General features: G+C 60.3%; 13 protein-coding genes and 1 pseudogene. 9 read left to right on the top strand and 5 right to left on the bottom strand.

Annotated features, from left to right (window positions below; genetic code table 11):
- The 4 genes and pseudogenes from ACIP66_RS26330 to ACIP66_RS26345 form a co-directional block, all read right to left on the bottom strand.
- Positions 1–177, bottom strand: a pseudogene (locus ACIP66_RS26330) (beta-hydroxydecanoyl-ACP dehydratase); the annotation flags it as partial.
- A 247-nt stretch (positions 178–424) separates the two neighbouring features.
- Positions 425–2,329: a response regulator gene (locus tag ACIP66_RS26335; RefSeq protein WP_053122748.1), complete on the bottom strand. Its 1,905-nt coding sequence runs from the start codon at positions 2,327–2,329 to the stop codon at positions 425–427.
- Positions 2,329–3,258: an ABC transporter substrate-binding protein gene (locus ACIP66_RS26340; protein WP_400652007.1), complete on the bottom strand. Its 930-nt coding sequence runs from the start codon at positions 3,256–3,258 to the stop codon at positions 2,329–2,331. Before ACIP66_RS26340 ends, ACIP66_RS26335 begins: the two co-directional genes overlap by 1 nt.
- A gap of 1 nt (position 3,259) precedes the next feature.
- On the bottom strand, positions 3,260–5,383 hold the full coding sequence (locus ACIP66_RS26345; RefSeq protein WP_400652009.1) for a TonB-dependent receptor plug domain-containing protein: 2,124 nt from the start codon (positions 5,381–5,383) through the stop codon (positions 3,260–3,262).
- 196 nt (positions 5,384–5,579) lie between these two features.
- On the opposite strand from ACIP66_RS26345, the gene ACIP66_RS26350 reads away from it, so the two are divergent.
- The 5 genes from ACIP66_RS26350 to ACIP66_RS26370 all read left to right on the top strand — a co-directional run bounded on the left by ACIP66_RS26350 (position 5,580) and on the right by ACIP66_RS26370 (position 9,721).
- The gene (locus tag ACIP66_RS26350; protein WP_159814978.1) at positions 5,580–6,605 is read left to right on the top strand and encodes an NAD(P)H-dependent glycerol-3-phosphate dehydrogenase; all 1,026 of its coding nucleotides are present in this window, start codon (positions 5,580–5,582) and stop codon (positions 6,603–6,605) included.
- A 21-nt stretch (positions 6,606–6,626) separates the two neighbouring features.
- On the top strand, positions 6,627–6,974 hold the full coding sequence (locus ACIP66_RS26355) for a DUF4389 domain-containing protein (RefSeq protein WP_008087808.1): 348 nt from the start codon (positions 6,627–6,629) through the stop codon (positions 6,972–6,974).
- Complete coding sequence (gene sixA / locus ACIP66_RS26360) at positions 6,971–7,423, top strand: phosphohistidine phosphatase SixA (protein ID WP_400652011.1); 453 nt, start codon at positions 6,971–6,973, stop codon at positions 7,421–7,423. The genes ACIP66_RS26355 and sixA overlap by 4 nt, the downstream gene beginning before the upstream one ends.
- A 167-nt stretch (positions 7,424–7,590) precedes the next feature.
- On the top strand, positions 7,591–9,246 hold the full coding sequence (locus ACIP66_RS26365; protein WP_400652014.1) for an AMP-binding protein: 1,656 nt from the start codon (positions 7,591–7,593) through the stop codon (positions 9,244–9,246).
- Between the two features lie 31 nt (positions 9,247–9,277).
- Entirely contained in the window at positions 9,278–9,721 is a 444-nt protein-coding gene (locus tag ACIP66_RS26370) for a hotdog fold thioesterase (RefSeq protein ID WP_053122736.1), read from the top strand.
- 13 nt (positions 9,722–9,734) lie between these two features.
- Here ACIP66_RS26370 and ACIP66_RS26375 read toward each other — a convergent pair whose 3' ends face one another.
- Positions 9,735–12,263 (bottom strand): RHS repeat-associated core domain-containing protein, encoded by a 2,529-nt coding sequence (locus tag ACIP66_RS26375; protein WP_400652016.1) that lies wholly within the window; start codon positions 12,261–12,263, stop codon positions 9,735–9,737.
- 681 nt (positions 12,264–12,944) lie between these two features.
- Between ACIP66_RS26375 and ACIP66_RS26380 the strand changes: the two genes are divergently transcribed.
- From ACIP66_RS26380 to ACIP66_RS26395, 4 genes are all read left to right on the top strand, one after another.
- Complete coding sequence (locus ACIP66_RS26380) at positions 12,945–13,751, top strand: alpha/beta fold hydrolase (protein WP_400652019.1); 807 nt, start codon at positions 12,945–12,947, stop codon at positions 13,749–13,751.
- Complete coding sequence (locus ACIP66_RS26385) at positions 13,748–14,602, top strand: alpha/beta hydrolase (protein WP_400652021.1); 855 nt, start codon at positions 13,748–13,750, stop codon at positions 14,600–14,602. The genes ACIP66_RS26380 and ACIP66_RS26385 overlap by 4 nt, the downstream gene beginning before the upstream one ends.
- 115 nt (positions 14,603–14,717) lie before the next feature.
- A complete protein-coding gene (locus ACIP66_RS26390) occupies positions 14,718–15,524 on the top strand; it encodes a DUF4892 domain-containing protein (RefSeq protein WP_400652023.1) in 807 nt (268 codons plus the stop codon).
- A 69-nt stretch (positions 15,525–15,593) separates the two neighbouring features.
- A complete protein-coding gene (locus ACIP66_RS26395) occupies positions 15,594–16,646 on the top strand; it encodes an AI-2E family transporter (RefSeq protein ID WP_053122726.1) in 1,053 nt (350 codons plus the stop codon).
- Positions 16,647–16,886 lie beyond the last annotated feature (240 nt).

The following is a 16,886-nucleotide window of genomic DNA, read 5'->3' on the forward strand; positions in this document are numbered from 1 at the left end:
GTGCAGTTCGGCGACCAATTCACCTTTGCCGTACTTGCCACCCTCTTCACTGATATGGGTGATGCGATCCACCATCAGCATGTTCGGGGCGGGCAGTTGCGCGTTACCTGGGCCGACCAGCTCACCGCGACTGCAGCGCAGCAGATCTTCCCGAGTAACGGCGTTTTGTTTGGTCATGCGAGCTCCTCAATAATCCCATGCGGCAGGTGGGGCAAATCTTCCCGACCGTTCGAAGCGTTCATGCCTCGAACCGGCAGCCTACTCATAGACTATTGCGTTGTGGTGAAAGTCACAGCACCAAGGACATGAATGTACACTTGTGCACTGAAATTTTTAATCAAGCCCCTTTTGAGGCTCGTTCGGGTGCCTAAGACTGCCGCACTTTCGCTTTTCACGCCAGTCGCAGATGGTCGAAAGGCCCACTCTACGACACCCAGCGCTGCAGAATCTGCTGCAGATCATTACGTTTGAACGGCTTCGCCAGATAATCGTTCATACCCGCCTGCAGGCAGGTTTCGCGATCGCCCTGCAAAGCGTTGGCAGTCAGCGCGATGATCGGCACGTCGGTGCGCCCGGGCAGACAGCGAATCTGCCGAGTCGCCTCGTAGCCGTCGATAATCGGCAAGCGGCAATCCATCAGAATCACTTCGAAATCATTTTCCTCGGCACTGCGCACCGCTTGTGCGCCATCGGTGGCCACGCTGACAGTAAAGCCCAGACTGCGCAGCATCGCTTCAATCACCGTTTGATTGACCGGGTTGTCCTCGACCAGCAGCACATTGCGCCCTTCACCGTGGCCGTCGCCATTCAGCGTGCGCGGCGCGGTCAATTGCGGCAACGCCTGCTTCGACAGCGCCAGCGGAATCTCCAGGGTAAACACCGAGCCGCGACCTTCCTCGCTTTGCGCGCGCAATGTGCCGCCCATGCGCTCGGCCAGCGTTCGGGCAATCGGCAAACCGAGGCCGGTACCGCCGTAACGCCGTGAAATCGAACTGTCCGCCTGCTGGAACGCGTTGAACATCAGCTCCAGACTCTCCGACGAAATACCGATGCCGCTGTCGCGCACCGAGCAGGTGAACCACAGCAATTCGTGATCCAGCGACTGCCACTGCGCCTCGATGCTGACCCGGCCCTGTTCGGTGAACTTCAGCGCATTGCCGACCAGGTTGACCAGAATCTGCCGGATCCGCGTCGGATCGCCCTGTACCTGCAAGCCGCGCATGTCCTCGGGAACCCGCAGATTCAGCGCCAGACCCCGTTGCACCGCGCTGTGCTGGAACGACTGCGCGCAGGCACTGATCAGCTCGGCAAGGTTGAACGGAATATGTTCCAGCTCCAGCTCTGAGCGTTCGATCCGCGAGAAATCGAGAATATCGTTAATGACTTTCAGCAAGTGTTCGGTGGACTCGGAGGCGAGGGCGGCGTACTCGACCTGCTCCTCGGTCATCTCGGTGGTTTCGAGCAGTTGCAGCATGCCGAGCACACCGTTCATGGGCGTGCGCAGTTCATGGCTCATCATCGCCAGAAAGTCGGATTTGGCGTTGTTGGCCTTTTCCGCTTCTTCGCGGGTCTGGATCAACTGCGCCATCGCCTGATGCTGTTCGCGGCTGGCCTGTTCCAGTGCTTGGGCAAGGTTATTGATGTGCTGTGACAGCGCGCCGAGTTCGGTGTCATCGACAATCGGCAGCGGAGTTTTGTACTCGCCTTCCTGAATCGCCTTGACCGCATTGCCGATGTCGCGGATCGGCTGCGACAGACTGCCGGCCAGACGCCGCGCCAATACGAAAGTGAAGAGCAGGGCAAACAGCGCGAGAATTCCGGCCTTGAGCAGAATTTCCTGCTGACGCTGATTAAAAGCATCGTTGGACAGACCGACGATCACCCGCCCCAGATAATCCTCGCCGGCCGCCGCGTTATTGGCTTTGGTGTCCTGGAAAAAATCATTGTGCAGAGCGATCCGTTGCAATCGCACCGGCGCCTGAAACACCTCGACCTGATGCGGTTGGCTGTGGGACGCCGCCGGTTGCTCGACGTACACCAGAATCCGGTTGGCGCTGTCCTGTACCTCAAGGAATCGCACATTCGGCGTGGCCAGCGTGGCCCTGAGCAGACTTTCCAACACTTCATTGTTGCCGGAAATCACCCCGTATTCGGTGGCGGGCGCCAGTTGGTTGGCGATCAATTGCCCGGTGTGAGTCAGCTCCTGACGCAAATCCTGAATGCGCACAAAGGTGAAGAAGCTGATCAGCAACAAGGTCAGCAACAGCGCCGGGCCCAGACTGATCAGCTGAGTGCGGGTGTTGATGTCCCAACGGCGACGGAAACTCATCAGTGGCGTTCTCCTTCAGCCAGCGTTCTGGCGACAGACGCTTCATTCAACGGTTCGATCCCTAAGGAACGCGCTACCTGCGCATTACTTGAGACTTTAAAACGTTCGGGATAGAGCGTTCGCGGCCAGCGCGTGGTGGGCTGGTCGAGCAAATCATCCAGAATCGCCAGCCAGTCGCTCTGGTCGCTGTAACTGCTGGCCAGGCTGCCGGCGCGTACGAAGGCAGCATTCGGTCCGATTAGCGCAACGTGCCGCGCGTAGCTGCTGAGCAGCAGGTTCTTCGCGGTTTTCGGGTTGTACAGGTCAGGGTCGTCGAGGCCGAGCAGCACGTCGCTGTTTTTCAGGACTATTTGTAACGGGCGACTGTCGTTGGTGTTGTCCCAGCGCTGGCTGAAGATCTGCAGATTCAGCGGCTCGGCAATCAGATTCAGTTCTTCGAGGAGGAATTCGCTGTGCTCATCGAACAGCACGCCGACACGCTTGGCCTGCGGCAGAATCCGTCGGATCAATTGCAACTGTCGACCCAGCGGCGGATCGCTCCACAACAGGCTCAGGTGCGGTGGTTGCGCGGTGCCAAAACGTTGCCGCGCTTGCAGACGGCTGATGCGCAGCACCAGCGTTGCCGGGCCTTGGGCATCTTGCAGGCGCCAGTCCAGCGCGGGCAGGTCAAGCAGGATAAGCCGCAGGCTGGACGGTAATTTACCCGGCGCCGGCAGGCTTGCCAGTGGCTGAAAACGCACGTTATCGGTCGGGCGCAATTCGCTCAGCGCTTCGACGAACGCCTGCACACCGGGACTTTCTTCGGTGCCGGTCAACAGAATGTCGGCGGCCTGCACCCCGACGCCGTGCAGCCACGCGGTCAAAAACAGGCAGAGCCCGGCCAGCCAGTGGCCCAGGGTTGGCGTCTTCCGTGACGTGCCCAATCGCATCCTAGAACTCCAACTCGGCGCTGAAGTACATGACCCGGCGCTCGTCGTAGTTGTTGTCAACGAAAGTGGTCGGCTCATGGTCGAGGCGCTGTTGCAGCACGCCGGCCAGTTGCAACTGCGCCTTGCCCAGCGCGATGCGTTTGGCGATGCGCGTGTCGACCCGTTCGAAGCGGTAGCCGTTGAGGGCGTTGTCGCCGTAATAGAAGAGGGCACTGTTCCAGCCGTGGCCCCAGTCGCGCAGCCAGCCGGCGGAACCACTGTTGCGCGAAGTGAATTGCTGATCCAGTGGATTGCTCGCCTCGGCATCGACGAAGGCATACGTGAAGCGCAAACGGTCGGCCCGGCTCACGCGCCAGTCGAGCTGGGTTTCGGTGCCGCGAAAACGTGAGCTGTTGGCGTTGCTGGCGATGTACTGATTGTTGCGCAACGGCTCGCTGATCATCCCGGTGATTTCGTCGTAGAACAGTTTCACGTCGACGGCAAGGCCGAGTTCGGCGAAATAGCCGTTGTAGCCCAACTCGCGCGAGCGCATGTGTTCCTGATCGAGATCGCCCGGGCCACGGGTCTTGACGAAATAGCGCGCCGAAGACTGGCCGTAGGCCGAGGGCCGCAGGTTGCTCACCTGATAGCTCCAGTTGACGTTGTTTTCGAACATGTCCGGCGAGCGGATCGCTTCCGAGTACACCGCGCGCAGGCTGTGGCGCGGATTGATCAGGTAGTTGATCGCAAAGCGCGGGGTCAGCGAACTGCCGATCAGTTGCGTGTCCTCGAACATCGCGCCGCCCTGCAACAACCAGTGTTCTGTCGCGCGCCATTCCAGTTGGCCGAACGCGCGCCAGGTGGTGTCGTCCAGTGTGCCGTTGAAATAGGTTTCGGAGTCGGCGCGGTCGTAACGATAGTTCATGCCGCTGACCAGACGCAGGCTGTCGGACAGGCTGAGGGTGTCCTGCAATTCGAGGTCGTAGCGCGATTCGCGGGCGCTCTGGTCGATGTCACCGCACAGGGTTCGGCTGGCACCGTTGCGCCATTGATCGAGCACTTGGTTGGCCAGGGCCATTTCCTGCGGCGTACCGCGCGCGGCACCGGGGCCGGTGAACTGGGTGATGTTGCGCGCCAGGCGTTCGGTGTAATTCGGGTTGAGCTGCCACAGTTGCGTCAACTCAGGGCTGAACGACACTTCGGCATCACAGGCGCGCCACGTTTGCTGACGATCCCAGTGTTGCGCCGAAGCTTGTACATAGAGGCTGTGCTCGGGATTGATGTCGAGATTCCAGCGCACCGAACCAGCGTAATCCTTCGCCACCACGTCGGAATTGTTCCCGGCCGCGGTAATCCCCGAGAACACCGGATGGTAGGTGTAGGGCCGCTGGTTCGTGCCGTCCTTGGCGTTGACCTGCCAGTCGAGGCTCTGGTTATCGCTGAGGGTGTGGCTGACCGCGAGGCTGAAGCGGTTCAAGCGGCGGCTGTCGCGATAGTCGTCGCCACGGCGGTCGCTGTCGAAACCGTCATCTTCCTGACCGGACAGCGACAGGCGCAGATCGCCGCCATTCCAACCGGTGCCCTGGCTGGCATAGAAATCATTGATGCCGCGCTGGCCACGGGTGATTTTCAGTCGCGTGCCGTGGCTGTCCGCCGGGTGACGGGTGATGATGTTGACCACCGCCATCAGCGCGTTGGCGCCGTAGCTGACGGTGTTCGGGCCGCGAAAGACTTCGATGCGCTCGATGTCTTCCATGGCCACCGGAATATCGCTCCAGTCCACCGTGGCCAAACCGGCGCGGTACACCGAACGGCCGTCGATCAGCACTTGCATGCGCCGCGCTTCGGTGGCGTTGGTGCCGTGGTAATTGACCGCTGCCTGATTGCCGCTGATGTTGCCGACCATCATTCCCGGCACCAGCCGCAGCAGTTCGCTGATGTCGCGGGCGCCGCTGGCGTTGATCAATTCACTGTCGAGTACGGTCATGCTTCCCGGCACTTCCGCCGGCGTCTGCTTCAAACGCGTGGCGGTCAGCACCTGTGGCAGCGCTTCGCTGTCGATAAACAGGTCGTCTGCCAGCACCACCGGGCTGAATAACAGCGCCAGCAACAGTGACGAACGCGGAGGAGGGGAACCGACGGACACGACACAGCCTTGAAAGCAAAGAATTGGCGCGCATGTTAACCGAGGACAGCGACTTTTCCAGTCACGTTGCGGGCATTTTCCTAGGTTTTATTGGTCTTCTTCCTACAAGTGTCGGTAATTGTTGCGGGGGCTGGCCGCGACCGGGTCGCCCCGTATAATGCCGCCATCGCCACTGGTATGGATTAACGGATTGCATATGACTGAACAGCGCCCGATTGCGGTCCTGGGAGGCGGAAGTTTTGGTACCGCCGTGGCCAATTTACTGGCCGAGAACGGCCATCAAGTCCTGCAATGGATGCGTGACCCCGAACAGGCTGAAGCCATCCGGGTCAATCGCGAAAACCCGCGTTACCTCAAAGGCATCAAGATTCTGCCGGGCGTGACTGCGGTCACCGACCTGCAAGCCACGCTCGACGCCTGTGATTTGTGCTTTGTCGCGCTGCCGTCCAGCGCGCTGCGCACGGTGCTCGCTGCCCACGCCGAGCGCCTCAGCGGCAAGATGCTGGTCAGCCTGACCAAAGGCATCGAAGCGCAGACCTTCAAACTGATGAGTCAGATTCTCGAAGAGATCGCCCCGCAAGCGCGCATCGGCGTGCTGTCCGGGCCGAACCTGGCGCGCGAAATCGCCGAGCACGCGCTGACCGCCACGGTGGTCGCCAGTGAAGACGAAGATCTGTGCAAAGCCGTGCAAGCCGCGCTGCACGGCCGCACCTTCCGCGTTTATGCGAGCGCCGACCGTTTTGGTGTCGAGTTGGGCGGGGCGTTGAAAAACGTCTACGCAATCATCGCCGGCATGGCGGTGGCGCTGGAGATGGGTGAGAACACCAAAAGCATGCTGATCACCCGTGCCCTCGCGGAGATGACCCGGTTTGCGGTGAATCAGGGCGCGAATCCGATGACCTTCCTCGGCCTGGCCGGTGTCGGCGATTTGATCGTCACCTGTTCGTCGCCGAAGAGCCGCAACTATCAGGTCGGTTTCGCCCTCGGTCAGGGTTTGAGCCTTGATGAAGCGGTGTCGCGCCTCGGTGAAGTCGCCGAAGGCGTAAATACGCTGAAAGTGCTCAAGGCCAAGTCGCAGGAAGTCGGCGTGTACATGCCGCTGGTCGCCGGGCTGCACGCGATCCTGTTCGAAGGACGCACGCTGGAGCAGGTCATCGGTCTACTGATGCGCGCCGAGCCGAAAACCGACGTCGACTTTATTTCCACCAGCGGTTTCAACTGAGTGAGCCGGGAGTAGCAAGCCATGAACGATCCGAAAACCGAAGCCAAGTACGAATCCATCCTCCTGCGTGTGCTGTGGATGATCGTTTACGTACTGGTCTGGCAAGTGGCGCAGTTCATCCTCGGCGCGGTGGTGCTGGTGCAACTGATCTATCGTTTGATCTATGGCGCGCCGAGCGCCAGCCTGATGAATTTCGGCGACAGCCTGAGCCAGTTTCTGGCGCAGATCGGCCGTTTCGGCAGTTTCCACAGCGACCAGAAACCGTGGCCGTTCGCCGACTGGCCAACGCCGCGTACCCCGGAAGGTGAAGCGCCGCACGCCGTCGCGCCGGCACCGCATCCGGTTCGAGATGAGGAACCCAAACTATGAAACTCTGGGTATTGCGTCACGGTGAAGCGGTGCCTTACGGCTCGTGCCCCGACTCCGAACGGGAGCTGACCGACCACGGTCGCAAAGAAGCCTTGAACAGCGCCGCCCATTTGATCGGCCAGCCGCTTACAGCGATCTACGCCAGCCCTTATTTGCGTGCGCAGCAGACCGCGCAGATTGTGCGCGAGGCGCTGGGTTTCGAACCGGAGATTCGTACGGTTGAATGGCTGACGCCGGAGGTTGATCCGGACAAGGTCACCGATCAATTGGTCTCGGTGAGCAATGTGCTGCTGGTCAGCCACAACCCGTTGGTGGGCAATCTGCTCAGCTATCTGCAGCATGGCGCTGGGTATCCGCCGGAGAAGGTCAGCACTGCCGGATTGGCCGAGCTGGAAAGCCCTGAGTTGCTGATTGGCTCGATGACCCTTAACAGTCTCAAACACCCTTAAAAGCAAAGATCGCAGCCTTCGGCAGCTCCTACATTGGAATGCATTTCCCTGTAGGAGCTGCCGAAGGCTGCGATCTTTTGATCTTGTTTCTTTTGGTAAAAAATCCAACCAAGCACTTGCTTGGTTGACTACGCTTGCTCCAGACCTAAAAAACAGGAGCGAGTCGCATGTCTGCCGCCTTCCGTTTGCCGCTGGACGTGTTCTACGAACGAGAAGCCCGGCACCCGCGCCAGCGCTTTCTCGTGCAGCCCATCGGTGGCGGGCAAGTCGAGACCCTGAGCTGGGCCGACGTCGGCCATCAGGCCCGTTGCGCTGCGCATTGGCTGCGCGCTCGCGAGTTGCCGCAAGGCAGCCACATCGCCCTGATCTCGAAAAACTGCGCGCACTGGATCATCGCCGACCTCGCGATCTGGATGGCCGGGCATGTTTCGGTGCCGCTCTATCCCAATCTCACCGCCGATTCCGTCGCGCAGGTGCTCAATCACTCGGAAAGCGTGCTGGCGTTTATCGGCAAGCTCGATGACTGGCCGAGCATGTCCAAAGGCGTGCCGGATGATTTGCCGACCATCAGCCTGCCGCTGCATCCACCGGGCGACTTCGATTTCAGCTGGGCTGACCTGCAGCGCAGTTCACCGATTCAGGACGATCCGCGTCCCGCCGCCGAGCAACTGGCGACGATCATCTACACCTCCGGCACCACCGGCCTGCCCAAAGGCGTGATGCACAGTTTTGCCAATCTCGGTTTCGCCACGACGCGCGGTACGCAGCTGTTCGGGCTCAACGAGAACGATCGGCTGCTGTCGTACCTGCCGCTGTGTCATGTTGCCGAACGGATGTTTGTGGAACTGGCCTCAATCTACACCGGGCAAACCGTGTTCTTCGCCGAAAGCCTCGACACCTTCATTACCGACCTGCAGCGCGCACGGCCCACCGCGATGTTCGGCGTGCCGCGTATCTGGACGAAGTTCCAGATGGGCGTGTACAGCAAGATCCCGGCGAAGCGTCTGGATTTCCTCCTCAGTCTGCCGTTCATTGGCAAACGCGTCGGCCACAAAGTGCTCGCGGGGCTGGGGCTGGATGCCTTGCGCGTGGCGTTGTCCGGCGCGGCGCCGGTGCCGCAGACCTTGCTCACCTGGTATCAGAAACTCGGCCTCGATGTACTCGAGGTTTATGGCATGACCGAGAGTTGCGGTTATTCGCACATTTGTCTGCCGGGGCAATACAAACAGGGCTGGATCGGCAAACCGTGCCCGGATGTCGAGGTGCGCATCGATGAAACCGGCGAAGTGCTGGTGCGCAGTCAGGCGACCATGCTCGGCTATTTCAAGGATCCCCAGAAAACCGCTGAAACGCTCACCGAGGATGGCTTCCTGCGCACCGGCGACAAGGGCGAACAGGATGCCGAAGGGCGCTTGCGCCTGACCGGGCGGCTGAAGGAAATCTTCAAAACCAGCAAGGGCAAATACGTCGCCCCGGCGCCGATCGAAAATCGCCTGGCAGTGCATTCGCGGATCGAACAGGTCTGTGTGGTCGGCGATGGTTTGAGTGCGCCGCTGGGCTTGTGCGTGCTGTCGACGGTCAATCAGGAGGAGGGGCGGGCGAGTCTGCATTCCAGCCTGGAAAAACTCCTCGAAGAGGTCAACGCCGTGCTCGACAAGCACGAACGCCTGCGCCGGCTGGTGGTGGTCAAGGACAGTTGGGCGGTGGAAAACGGTTTTCTCACGCCGACCTTGAAGATCAAACGCAACGTCATCGAAGACACTTACGGTGCGCGCTTTGAAGAATGGAGCGAGCGTAGCGAGGCGGTGCTGTGGCAGGATTGAGCGACGACTAAAACAACAAAGGAAGTCTGCGATGAGCTTGTGGCGTACCACTCCGAACATCGAGCAGTTGAACGCGATCCAGAAAAACACCATCGGCGAAGTGCTGGACATTCGCTTTGAATCTTTCGACGAAGAGTCGCTGACCGCGAGCATGGTTATCGACCATCGCACCCATCAACCGTACGGTCTGCTGCACGGCGGCGCATCGGTGGTGCTGGCGGAAAGCGTCGGTTCGATGGCCAGTTATCTGTGCATCGATGCCAGCAAGTTTTATTGCGTGGGGCTTGAGATCAACGCCAACCATTTGCGCGGTTTGCGCAGCGGTCGGGTGACGGCGGTGGCCAAGCCGATTCACATCGGCCGCACCACGCATGTCTGGGATATTCGGTTGACCAGCGATGAGGGTAAAGCCAGTTGTGTGTCGCGGTTGACCATGGCGGTGGTGCCGTTGGGGCAGACGCCGCCTGCGCAGTGAGTCAAGGGCTGGATCAGGTTGATTGGCGACGGCCATATTGGGTCATCGACAGCCTCATCGCATTCGGTAATTCCGGGTGGTAGTCGGGTTCGAAGCTTCTCAGGATGCTGTTCGGAGGAGTAAATCGATCCAGTCTGAATTTCCTGTCGTCAGCGCCGATTAACTTGCTCACGCCGAACTGTACATGTTGCCCAAGGTAAGTGCGGGCTTCAGTGGGCGTTGCCAGAATGCTGGTCACGGCGGATTGTAAGTTGGCATTGCTGATTTTGCCTGTTTCAGAGGCTAAGCCCAATGTCAGGGTTGCAGTCAAAGTCGACCCTGCAGTACGCGTCGCCAACCCATACAGCACCTCGTCGAGCTTCGGTTTCGAGAGTCCACTGTTTTCAGGGCGTTGATATTCTCCCCCCCGAAATGAATTGATTGTGGTGATAGATACGCCGTCCAGAGCTTCAACCACCGCACCGACAGCAACCCCGGCCGCAAACTCCGACAGCTCTGGTTTAACCGAGCCGCCTGCCGCCAGCAATACTGCGTAAGCGCTGGTGCGCAAGGCTGTCGTGCGGAACGAAGGTGCCACGGTAACGCTAGGACCAGCGTCGGTGAGTATGCGTTGCCCGGTTTCTCTTGTCAGATTCCCGGGTGCGCTGGCTAGGATTCCGATGGCCGTTACGTTTAAAGCTTCACGGTTGGCGAGGTAGGCGTAAACTGGGGCAGCGGCTCCCGCCGCAGCCCCCACCAGCCCCAATGCGCCAGCCATGAATTTCTGTGTTTTGCGGCCGTAATTACGACCGATGGCAAGCCGACTACCCGCTCCCAATCCCATCGATCCACCGGCAACGGCGCCGACAATCGCGCCTGCGATGGTCAATCCCAGATTGACACCAGGGTCGGGAGGCGAGTCCGTATCGCCAGAGGCCCATTGCTCCAATCCTGCGGCGGCAAAATATTTCACCGAACCGCCGGCCAGTGCGCTCGCGCCATCTCGGGCAAACGTGGCGAGCGCCGCGCTGGCGCCTTCTTTCACCGTGACCAGCCCCTGAAAATCGACATTGCCGACCGGATTGCCCTGCACCATGGCAAACAGATTCAGGCCGTCCGCAGTGCCCAGCGGATCAGCATTGAGCCAGCGCTGCAGCCATGGCGCGTAGTAACGAAAACCGTAGTAATACAAACCCGTGGCGTCACGCTCTTTGCCCGAATAGCGCAGGGTTTTGTAACTGGCCTGGACCTGACTGCGCCCGGCCCACCAACAGGTTTCTCCGTAGGGGTAATAGTCCTCCCGCGAAATCAGTTGTGCCTGTGCGTCCAGCTCCACTGTGCTCGAATTCAGGTGATCGCTGAAGCTGTAGCGTTGCTGATCCTGCACCATGCCCGCCGGCAGGCCTTTCGCCCAATGCAACACCTGGAGGGTGGCGCGTGCGGCCTTGATCGAGATGACGTGGACAATCTGGTCTGGCTCAGTGCGAATCTCCAGACCGGGCAAGTAACGGGTTTCACTATCGCGCGTCAGCGTGCCGGTGAAACGCTGACTGATTTTGCGCTGACGCTGGCCACCACCGTCATACACATAGAACTCGATGTCATCTGGCTCATCGGCACGGACGATCTGGCTAACCTGCCGTAATTCATTACGCCGATCCCAATGCAATTCTTTTCCGTGCTGCAGAAACAGGCGATTGCCGCTGGCGTCGTACCTCGCAGCAATTTCGCCTTCATCCGGTAACTGGCCGTCAGGTTTTTCCGCCAGGCTACGATTGCTGGAGTGAGCGACGGCCGTGCGTTCCGTGCGGTTGCCGCTGGCGGCGCGGTGTTCCATGCGCAGTAAATTACCGGCGCAATCGTAGGTGTAGGTACGCGTGTAGTTTTCCAGTTGTGCCGGATCGGCAGGCGAGGAAAACTCCGGTAACTGTGGGCCGCCAGTGGCGTTACGGATCTGCCGGCCACTGGCCTCAATCAAGCGCGAGAGACTGTCGTAGCGATAGCGACAGGTCGCTTCGGTGCGCTGGTTGCGGTGAAAGTGAGCGGGCGCTGCGTGATCGGCGATGCGGGTGATGTTACCGCTCGCGTCATACTCGTACGTCAGATCCTGCACCGTCTGGCCATCATTTGTCTGACTGAGCAGATGCTGCAGGCGACCGTCATCAGCGCCGAACCGTGCTCGAGACACCACACCGTTCCCTGCACGTTGATGTTCCAGATGGCCTTCGGCGTTGTACTGAATATTGCTGGCTATCGTCTGGCTCTGCGGGTTGGCTGCCAGCGTCAGATGGATTTCGCGCAACTGGCCGGCGCGATCCTGCAACAGTGTTTGCCGATTGCCCAGCGCATCGGTCTGGCTGATCAGTTCACTGACAGCGTTGTAGGTGCAGAGAGTCGTGGCAGGATTACGTTCCAGAAAGCGATCACGATCGGTTTCCACCTCCGGCCAGTTAACCGCCCACTCGGGGTCGGCGCAAAAGGTCCGACCGCATTGAAGGGGCAGGCCGCCCAGGCTGAATTGCGCAAAGTGCAGGGTGCCTGCGGTGTCGTCATGCCGAATCATGCGACCGCGACGATTGTGGGTGATGTCCTGCGGTTCATCGCCATAGATAAAGCGTTCAGTGCAGTGTTCAGGCTCACTCGCGGCGTGCTCGAATATCGCACTTGGACGACGCAGCGAATCGAGGTCAGTGCGCCGGTGAATAAGTCGTTGATCCCAGTGCTCAAGAGTTACGCCGTCCTCTGCAATAAGGCTCAATCGCCAGCCGGCGTCGGTGTTTTCGCTTGATAGTGGCGATCCCGAGAGGCTGAATACAGCGTTCTGATTCGCCGGGCTTGAAGGGTTGAGTTGATGCTGAATGAACAACCTTGGGTCGCGACATGCAATCGCGCGCCCCGACGTGTCGTAAACCTGTTGGGTTACGTGGCTTTCAGGTGCAGAGGTGTCGTCGCGGCGGTGATAAGCCACGCTGCGCAGAGCCAGCCCTCTTGGGTCGACCACGCTAATGGCAGGAGTATGAGCGTGAGTCATGAGAAGCCAGCGCCAATCAGAGTGGGAGTCAGCTTTTTATCGGCCTGAGGCAGGTGCCTGTCAACTGACAGAACTGACAGTTGACAAGTGCCACAACGGCGCCTGCCATAGCCGTGGCACGACTGTCATCATTCCTGGCAGTTACGGTCATTGCTGTCGCGCGCCGTCTTGCGGACAATCAACGCCACGTTTCCCGCTCATGGATGTACCGGTATGTCGCAACCCATCTTTTTCGCCCACGCCAACGGCTTCCCTTCGGGCACCTATGGCAAGTTGTTCGCGGCGCTGGCGCCCGAATACCGGGTCGCGCATCTCGAGCAGCATGCCCATGACCCGCGCTTCCCGGCGGATGACAACTGGTACAACCTCGTCGATGAGTTGATCCACCATTTGCAGCAGCAAGATCAACCGGTGTGGGGCGTTGGCCATTCGTTTGGCGGCGTGCTGCACCTGCACGCGGCGCTGCGTTGCCCGGAGTTGTATCGCGGCGTGGTCATGCTCGATTCGCCGGTGCTCACGCGCACCGATCAATGGGTGATTCGTGCGGCCAAGCGTTTTGGCTTCATCGACAAACTTACCCCCGCCGGTCGCACCTTGGGCCGCCGCGAAGAGTTCGCCGACCTTGACAGTGCGCGCAGTTATTTCGCAGGCAAAAGCCTGTTTCGCGGCTTTGATCCGGAATGCTTCGACGCATATCTGCAACACGGTTTACACAAGGTCGGCGACAAGCTGCGCTTGCGCTTCGACCCCGCCACTGAGATCAGTATCTACCGCGGCGTGCCGCATACCAGCCCTGGCCGCACCGGGCAACTGCAGGTGCCGCTGGCGGTGGTGCGCGGGCACACGAGCCGTGTGGTCATGCGTCATCACACGCGTTTTGTCTCGCGGCTGGCGCAGGGCGAAGCACTGAGCATGCCCGGCGGCCACATGTTTCCCCTTGAGCGCCCGCAGGACACCGCGCGGCTGCTGAAAACTCTGTTCACGCGCTGGGAAAACCGTCAGGACAAGGATTGCGCATGAGCCCGACTTTCGAAGAAGTGCGCCTGAGCCTGCCGCATATCGAACTGGCGGCGCATTTATTCGGCCCCGAAGACGGTCTGCCGGTGATCGCCTTGCATGGCTGGCTCGATAACGCCAATAGCTTCGCGCGGCTGGCACCGAAGCTTAAAGGCTTGCGCATCATCGCACTGGACATGGCCGGGCACGGCCATTCCGGGCATCGTCCGAACGGCGCCGGTTACGCCCTGTGGGACTACGCCCATGACGTGCTGCAAGTCGCCGAGCAACTGGGCTGGAAGCGTTTCGGTCTGCTCGGGCATTCGATGGGCGCGATTGTTTCGCTGGTGCTGGCGGGTGCGTTGCCGGAACGCATCACCCATCTGGCGCTGATCGACGGCGTGATTCCTCCTACAGACAAAGGCGAAAATGCCGCCGAGCGCATGGGCATGGCCCTGCAAGCGCAACTGGATCTGCGCGAGAAGCGCAAACCGGTTTACAACACCCTCGACCGTGCGATCGAGGCACGGATGAAAGGGTTGGTGGCGGTCAGTCGTGAGGCGGCCGAACTCTTGGCCCAGCGCGGTTTGATGCCGGTGCCGGGCGGTTACACCTGGCGCACTGATAATCGCCTGACCTTGCCGTCGCCGTTGCGTCTGACCCAGGAACAGGCGATGGCTTTCGTCGCGCGCATCAGTTGCCCGGCGCAACTGGTTGTCGCGGCCGACGGCATGCTGGCGAAACATCCTGAGCTGCTGGAACGTCTACCCTTTAGCCGGGAACAGCTGCCGGGTGGCCACCATTTGCACCTGAACGATGAGGCCGGTGCCGACCTTGTCGCAGACTGTTTCAATCGGTTCTTCGCCATTCCTTGACTTGCTGCGGGCAACTGTCGAGGCTGGGCGGGTTGAAATGGGAGACAACCACGATGGATTTCTATACCGCTGCGACCTCGAATCACACAGTCATGCCGATCCGATGAGCCTGACTATGCGGTCACTCAGTCTGTTGGCGCTGTGCTGTTTCAGTTCCTTTTCATTCGCCGCCGATGTGCCCGGCAGTCAGGATCTGCAGATCGTGCCGCGTCTGGCCGATGCGCAGATTGTCGACTATCGCCCTCCGGTGGAGCTGGAGCGCATCTATCCGATGGGCTCGATCCGCAAGATCAGCGGCCAGTTGCGCTTTGACGGCCAGGTCACCGCCCGAGGCCAAACCACGGCGGTGACTTATGAGTTGCCACCCGAACATTCCGCCACCGAAGCCTTCACCGCTGCCCGCGAAGCCCTGCAAAAGCAGGATGCCGAGTTGCTGTTCTGGTGTCAGGCGCGTGATTGTGGCGAAAGCAGCCTGTGGGCCAACGAGGTGTTCGGCAACTCCAAACTGTACGGCGCTGACGAACAACAGGCGTACTTGCTGTTGAGGCTGGCAGCTCCGCGCGACAACACGCTGGTGGCGCTTTACAGCATCACTCGCGGCAATCGCAAAGCCTATCTGCACGTTGAACAGTTCGAAGCAGTAGCGCCACTGGGCGAGCTGCTGCCGACCTCGGCGACCTTGTTGCGTCAATTGAAAAGCACCGGTGAGCTGGATTTCCCGAACCGCGTGGATGCTCCGGATGACGCTTGGCTGCGGCTGATTTCCCGTGGCTTGAATCTTGACACGACGTTGCGCGTGACGGTGTCCGGACCCAAGGCCGAGGCGTGGCGTCAGGCCTTGATCAATCAGGGCGTACGTGCGGCGCGTATGGAGACCGGCAGCGTCGATGGTGTTGGCCTGCGCATCGATCTGTTGCGATAAGCTGTATCGGGCGAGCGCGCGCGGCGTGTTCGCCTACTCTTGGCCTGACTGACTTTTTCGGAATCTTACATGCTCAATAACGATCGCCTGCTGGTGCAGATCCTCCTGCTGGTGTTGTTTGGCGCCAGCCTGTGGGTGATGGCGCCATTCTGGTCGGCGCTGTTCTGGGGCGCGGTGCTGGCATTCGCCAGTTGGCCGCTGATGCGCCTGCTGACCCGCTGGCTCAATGGCCGGGAATCGCTGGCGGCAGCCATTTTGACGCTGGGCTGGATGTTGCTGGTGGCGGCGCCGCTGGTTTGGCTGGGGTTCAACCTGGCGGACCATGTGCGCGATGCCACGGGTTTCATCAAGGACGTGCAGGTCGACGGTTTGCCGGAAGCGCCGGTGTGGCTGGGGACTGTGCCGTTGGTGGGCGAGCGTCTGGTCGGCATCTGGGACAGTATCGATCAGCAGGGCGCGGCGCTGATGGTGTCGATCAAGCCTTATCTGGGGCAGGTCGGTAACTGGTTGCTGGCGCGCAGTGCGCAGATCGGGGGCGGCATTCTTGAGCTGACGCTGAGTATTGTGTTTGTGTTCTTTTTCTACCGTGACGGGCCGCGACTGGCGGCGTTTGTTCATGGTTTGCTGGAGCGGTTGATTGGTGATCGCGCCGGGTATTACATCGAGCTGGTGGCCGGTACGGTGCAGCGGGTGGTCAACGGTGTGATCGGTACGGCAGCGGCGCAGGCGGTTCTGGCGTTGATCGGGTTTTTGATTGCCGGGGTACCGGGGGCGCTGGTGCTGGGGATTGTGACGTTCCTGCTCAGTCTGATTCCGATGGGGCCGCCGTTGGTGTGGGTGCCGGCGACGGCCTGGCTGGCGTGGAAGGGTGAGTATGGGATGGCGGTGTTCCTCGGGATTTGGGGGACGTTTGTCATCAGTGGCGTGGATAACGTGCTCAAGCCGTATTTGATCAGCCGCGGGGGGAATTTGCCGTTGGTGATTGTGTTGCTTGGGGTGTTTGGCGGGTTGATTGCGTTTGGGTTTATCGGGTTGTTTATTGGGCCTACGTTGTTGGCGGTGGCTTATAGTTTGTTGACGGATTGGAGTAAGAGTCAGGGTAGGGTTGAGGATCGGCGCTGAGTTGTTTGGGCATATCCGTTGCTGCGGGTGTGGCTGATTATGGTTTCGCCCTTACGGCGAGTCACCTTTTCCAAACGCCGAAAAGGTAACCGAAAAGGCTTTGCCCTGACGTTCGGCACTCGCTGGGGCTCGGGTTCCTTCGCTCCGGGATTGATCCGGGGTTCATCGCCTACGGTTTGCTTCGCTGCACCTCCTCTCGATGTGTTTGGCTGCGCCAAACGGTCGCTGCGCTCCCACCCC

Source organism: Pseudomonas sp. NPDC088429 (assembly GCF_044753305.1).
GTDB classification, from domain to species: Bacteria; Pseudomonadota; Gammaproteobacteria; order Pseudomonadales; family Pseudomonadaceae; genus Aquipseudomonas; species Aquipseudomonas rustica.

What these genes read in the sequence shown, in the direction of transcription:
- ACIP66_RS26395 (WP_053122726.1), top strand. Translation starts at nt 15,594, where the DNA reads ATGCTCAATAACGATCGCCTGCTGGTGCAGATCCTCCTGCTGGTGTTG.
- ACIP66_RS26385 (WP_400652021.1), top strand. Translation starts at nt 13,748, where the DNA reads ATGAGCCCGACTTTCGAAGAAGTGCGCCTGAGCCTGCCGCATATCGAA.
- ACIP66_RS26365 (WP_400652014.1), top strand. Translation starts at nt 7,591, where the DNA reads ATGTCTGCCGCCTTCCGTTTGCCGCTGGACGTGTTCTACGAACGAGAA.
- ACIP66_RS26370 (WP_053122736.1), top strand. Translation starts at nt 9,278, where the DNA reads ATGAGCTTGTGGCGTACCACTCCGAACATCGAGCAGTTGAACGCGATC.
- ACIP66_RS26340 (WP_400652007.1), bottom strand. Translation starts at nt 3,258, where the DNA reads ATGCGATTGGGCACGTCACGGAAGACGCCAACCCTGGGCCACTGGCTG.
- ACIP66_RS26375 (WP_400652016.1), bottom strand. Translation starts at nt 12,263, where the DNA reads ATGATTCGGCATGACGACACCGCAGGCACCCTGCACTTTGCGCAATTC.
- sixA (WP_400652011.1), top strand. Translation starts at nt 6,971, where the DNA reads ATGAAACTCTGGGTATTGCGTCACGGTGAAGCGGTGCCTTACGGCTCG.
- ACIP66_RS26335 (WP_053122748.1), bottom strand. Translation starts at nt 2,329, where the DNA reads ATGAGTTTCCGTCGCCGTTGGGACATCAACACCCGCACTCAGCTGATC.
- ACIP66_RS26350 (WP_159814978.1), top strand. Translation starts at nt 5,580, where the DNA reads ATGACTGAACAGCGCCCGATTGCGGTCCTGGGAGGCGGAAGTTTTGGT.
- ACIP66_RS26380 (WP_400652019.1), top strand. Translation starts at nt 12,945, where the DNA reads ATGTCGCAACCCATCTTTTTCGCCCACGCCAACGGCTTCCCTTCGGGC.
- ACIP66_RS26390 (WP_400652023.1), top strand. Translation starts at nt 14,718, where the DNA reads ATGCGGTCACTCAGTCTGTTGGCGCTGTGCTGTTTCAGTTCCTTTTCA.
- ACIP66_RS26355 (WP_008087808.1), top strand. Translation starts at nt 6,627, where the DNA reads ATGAACGATCCGAAAACCGAAGCCAAGTACGAATCCATCCTCCTGCGT.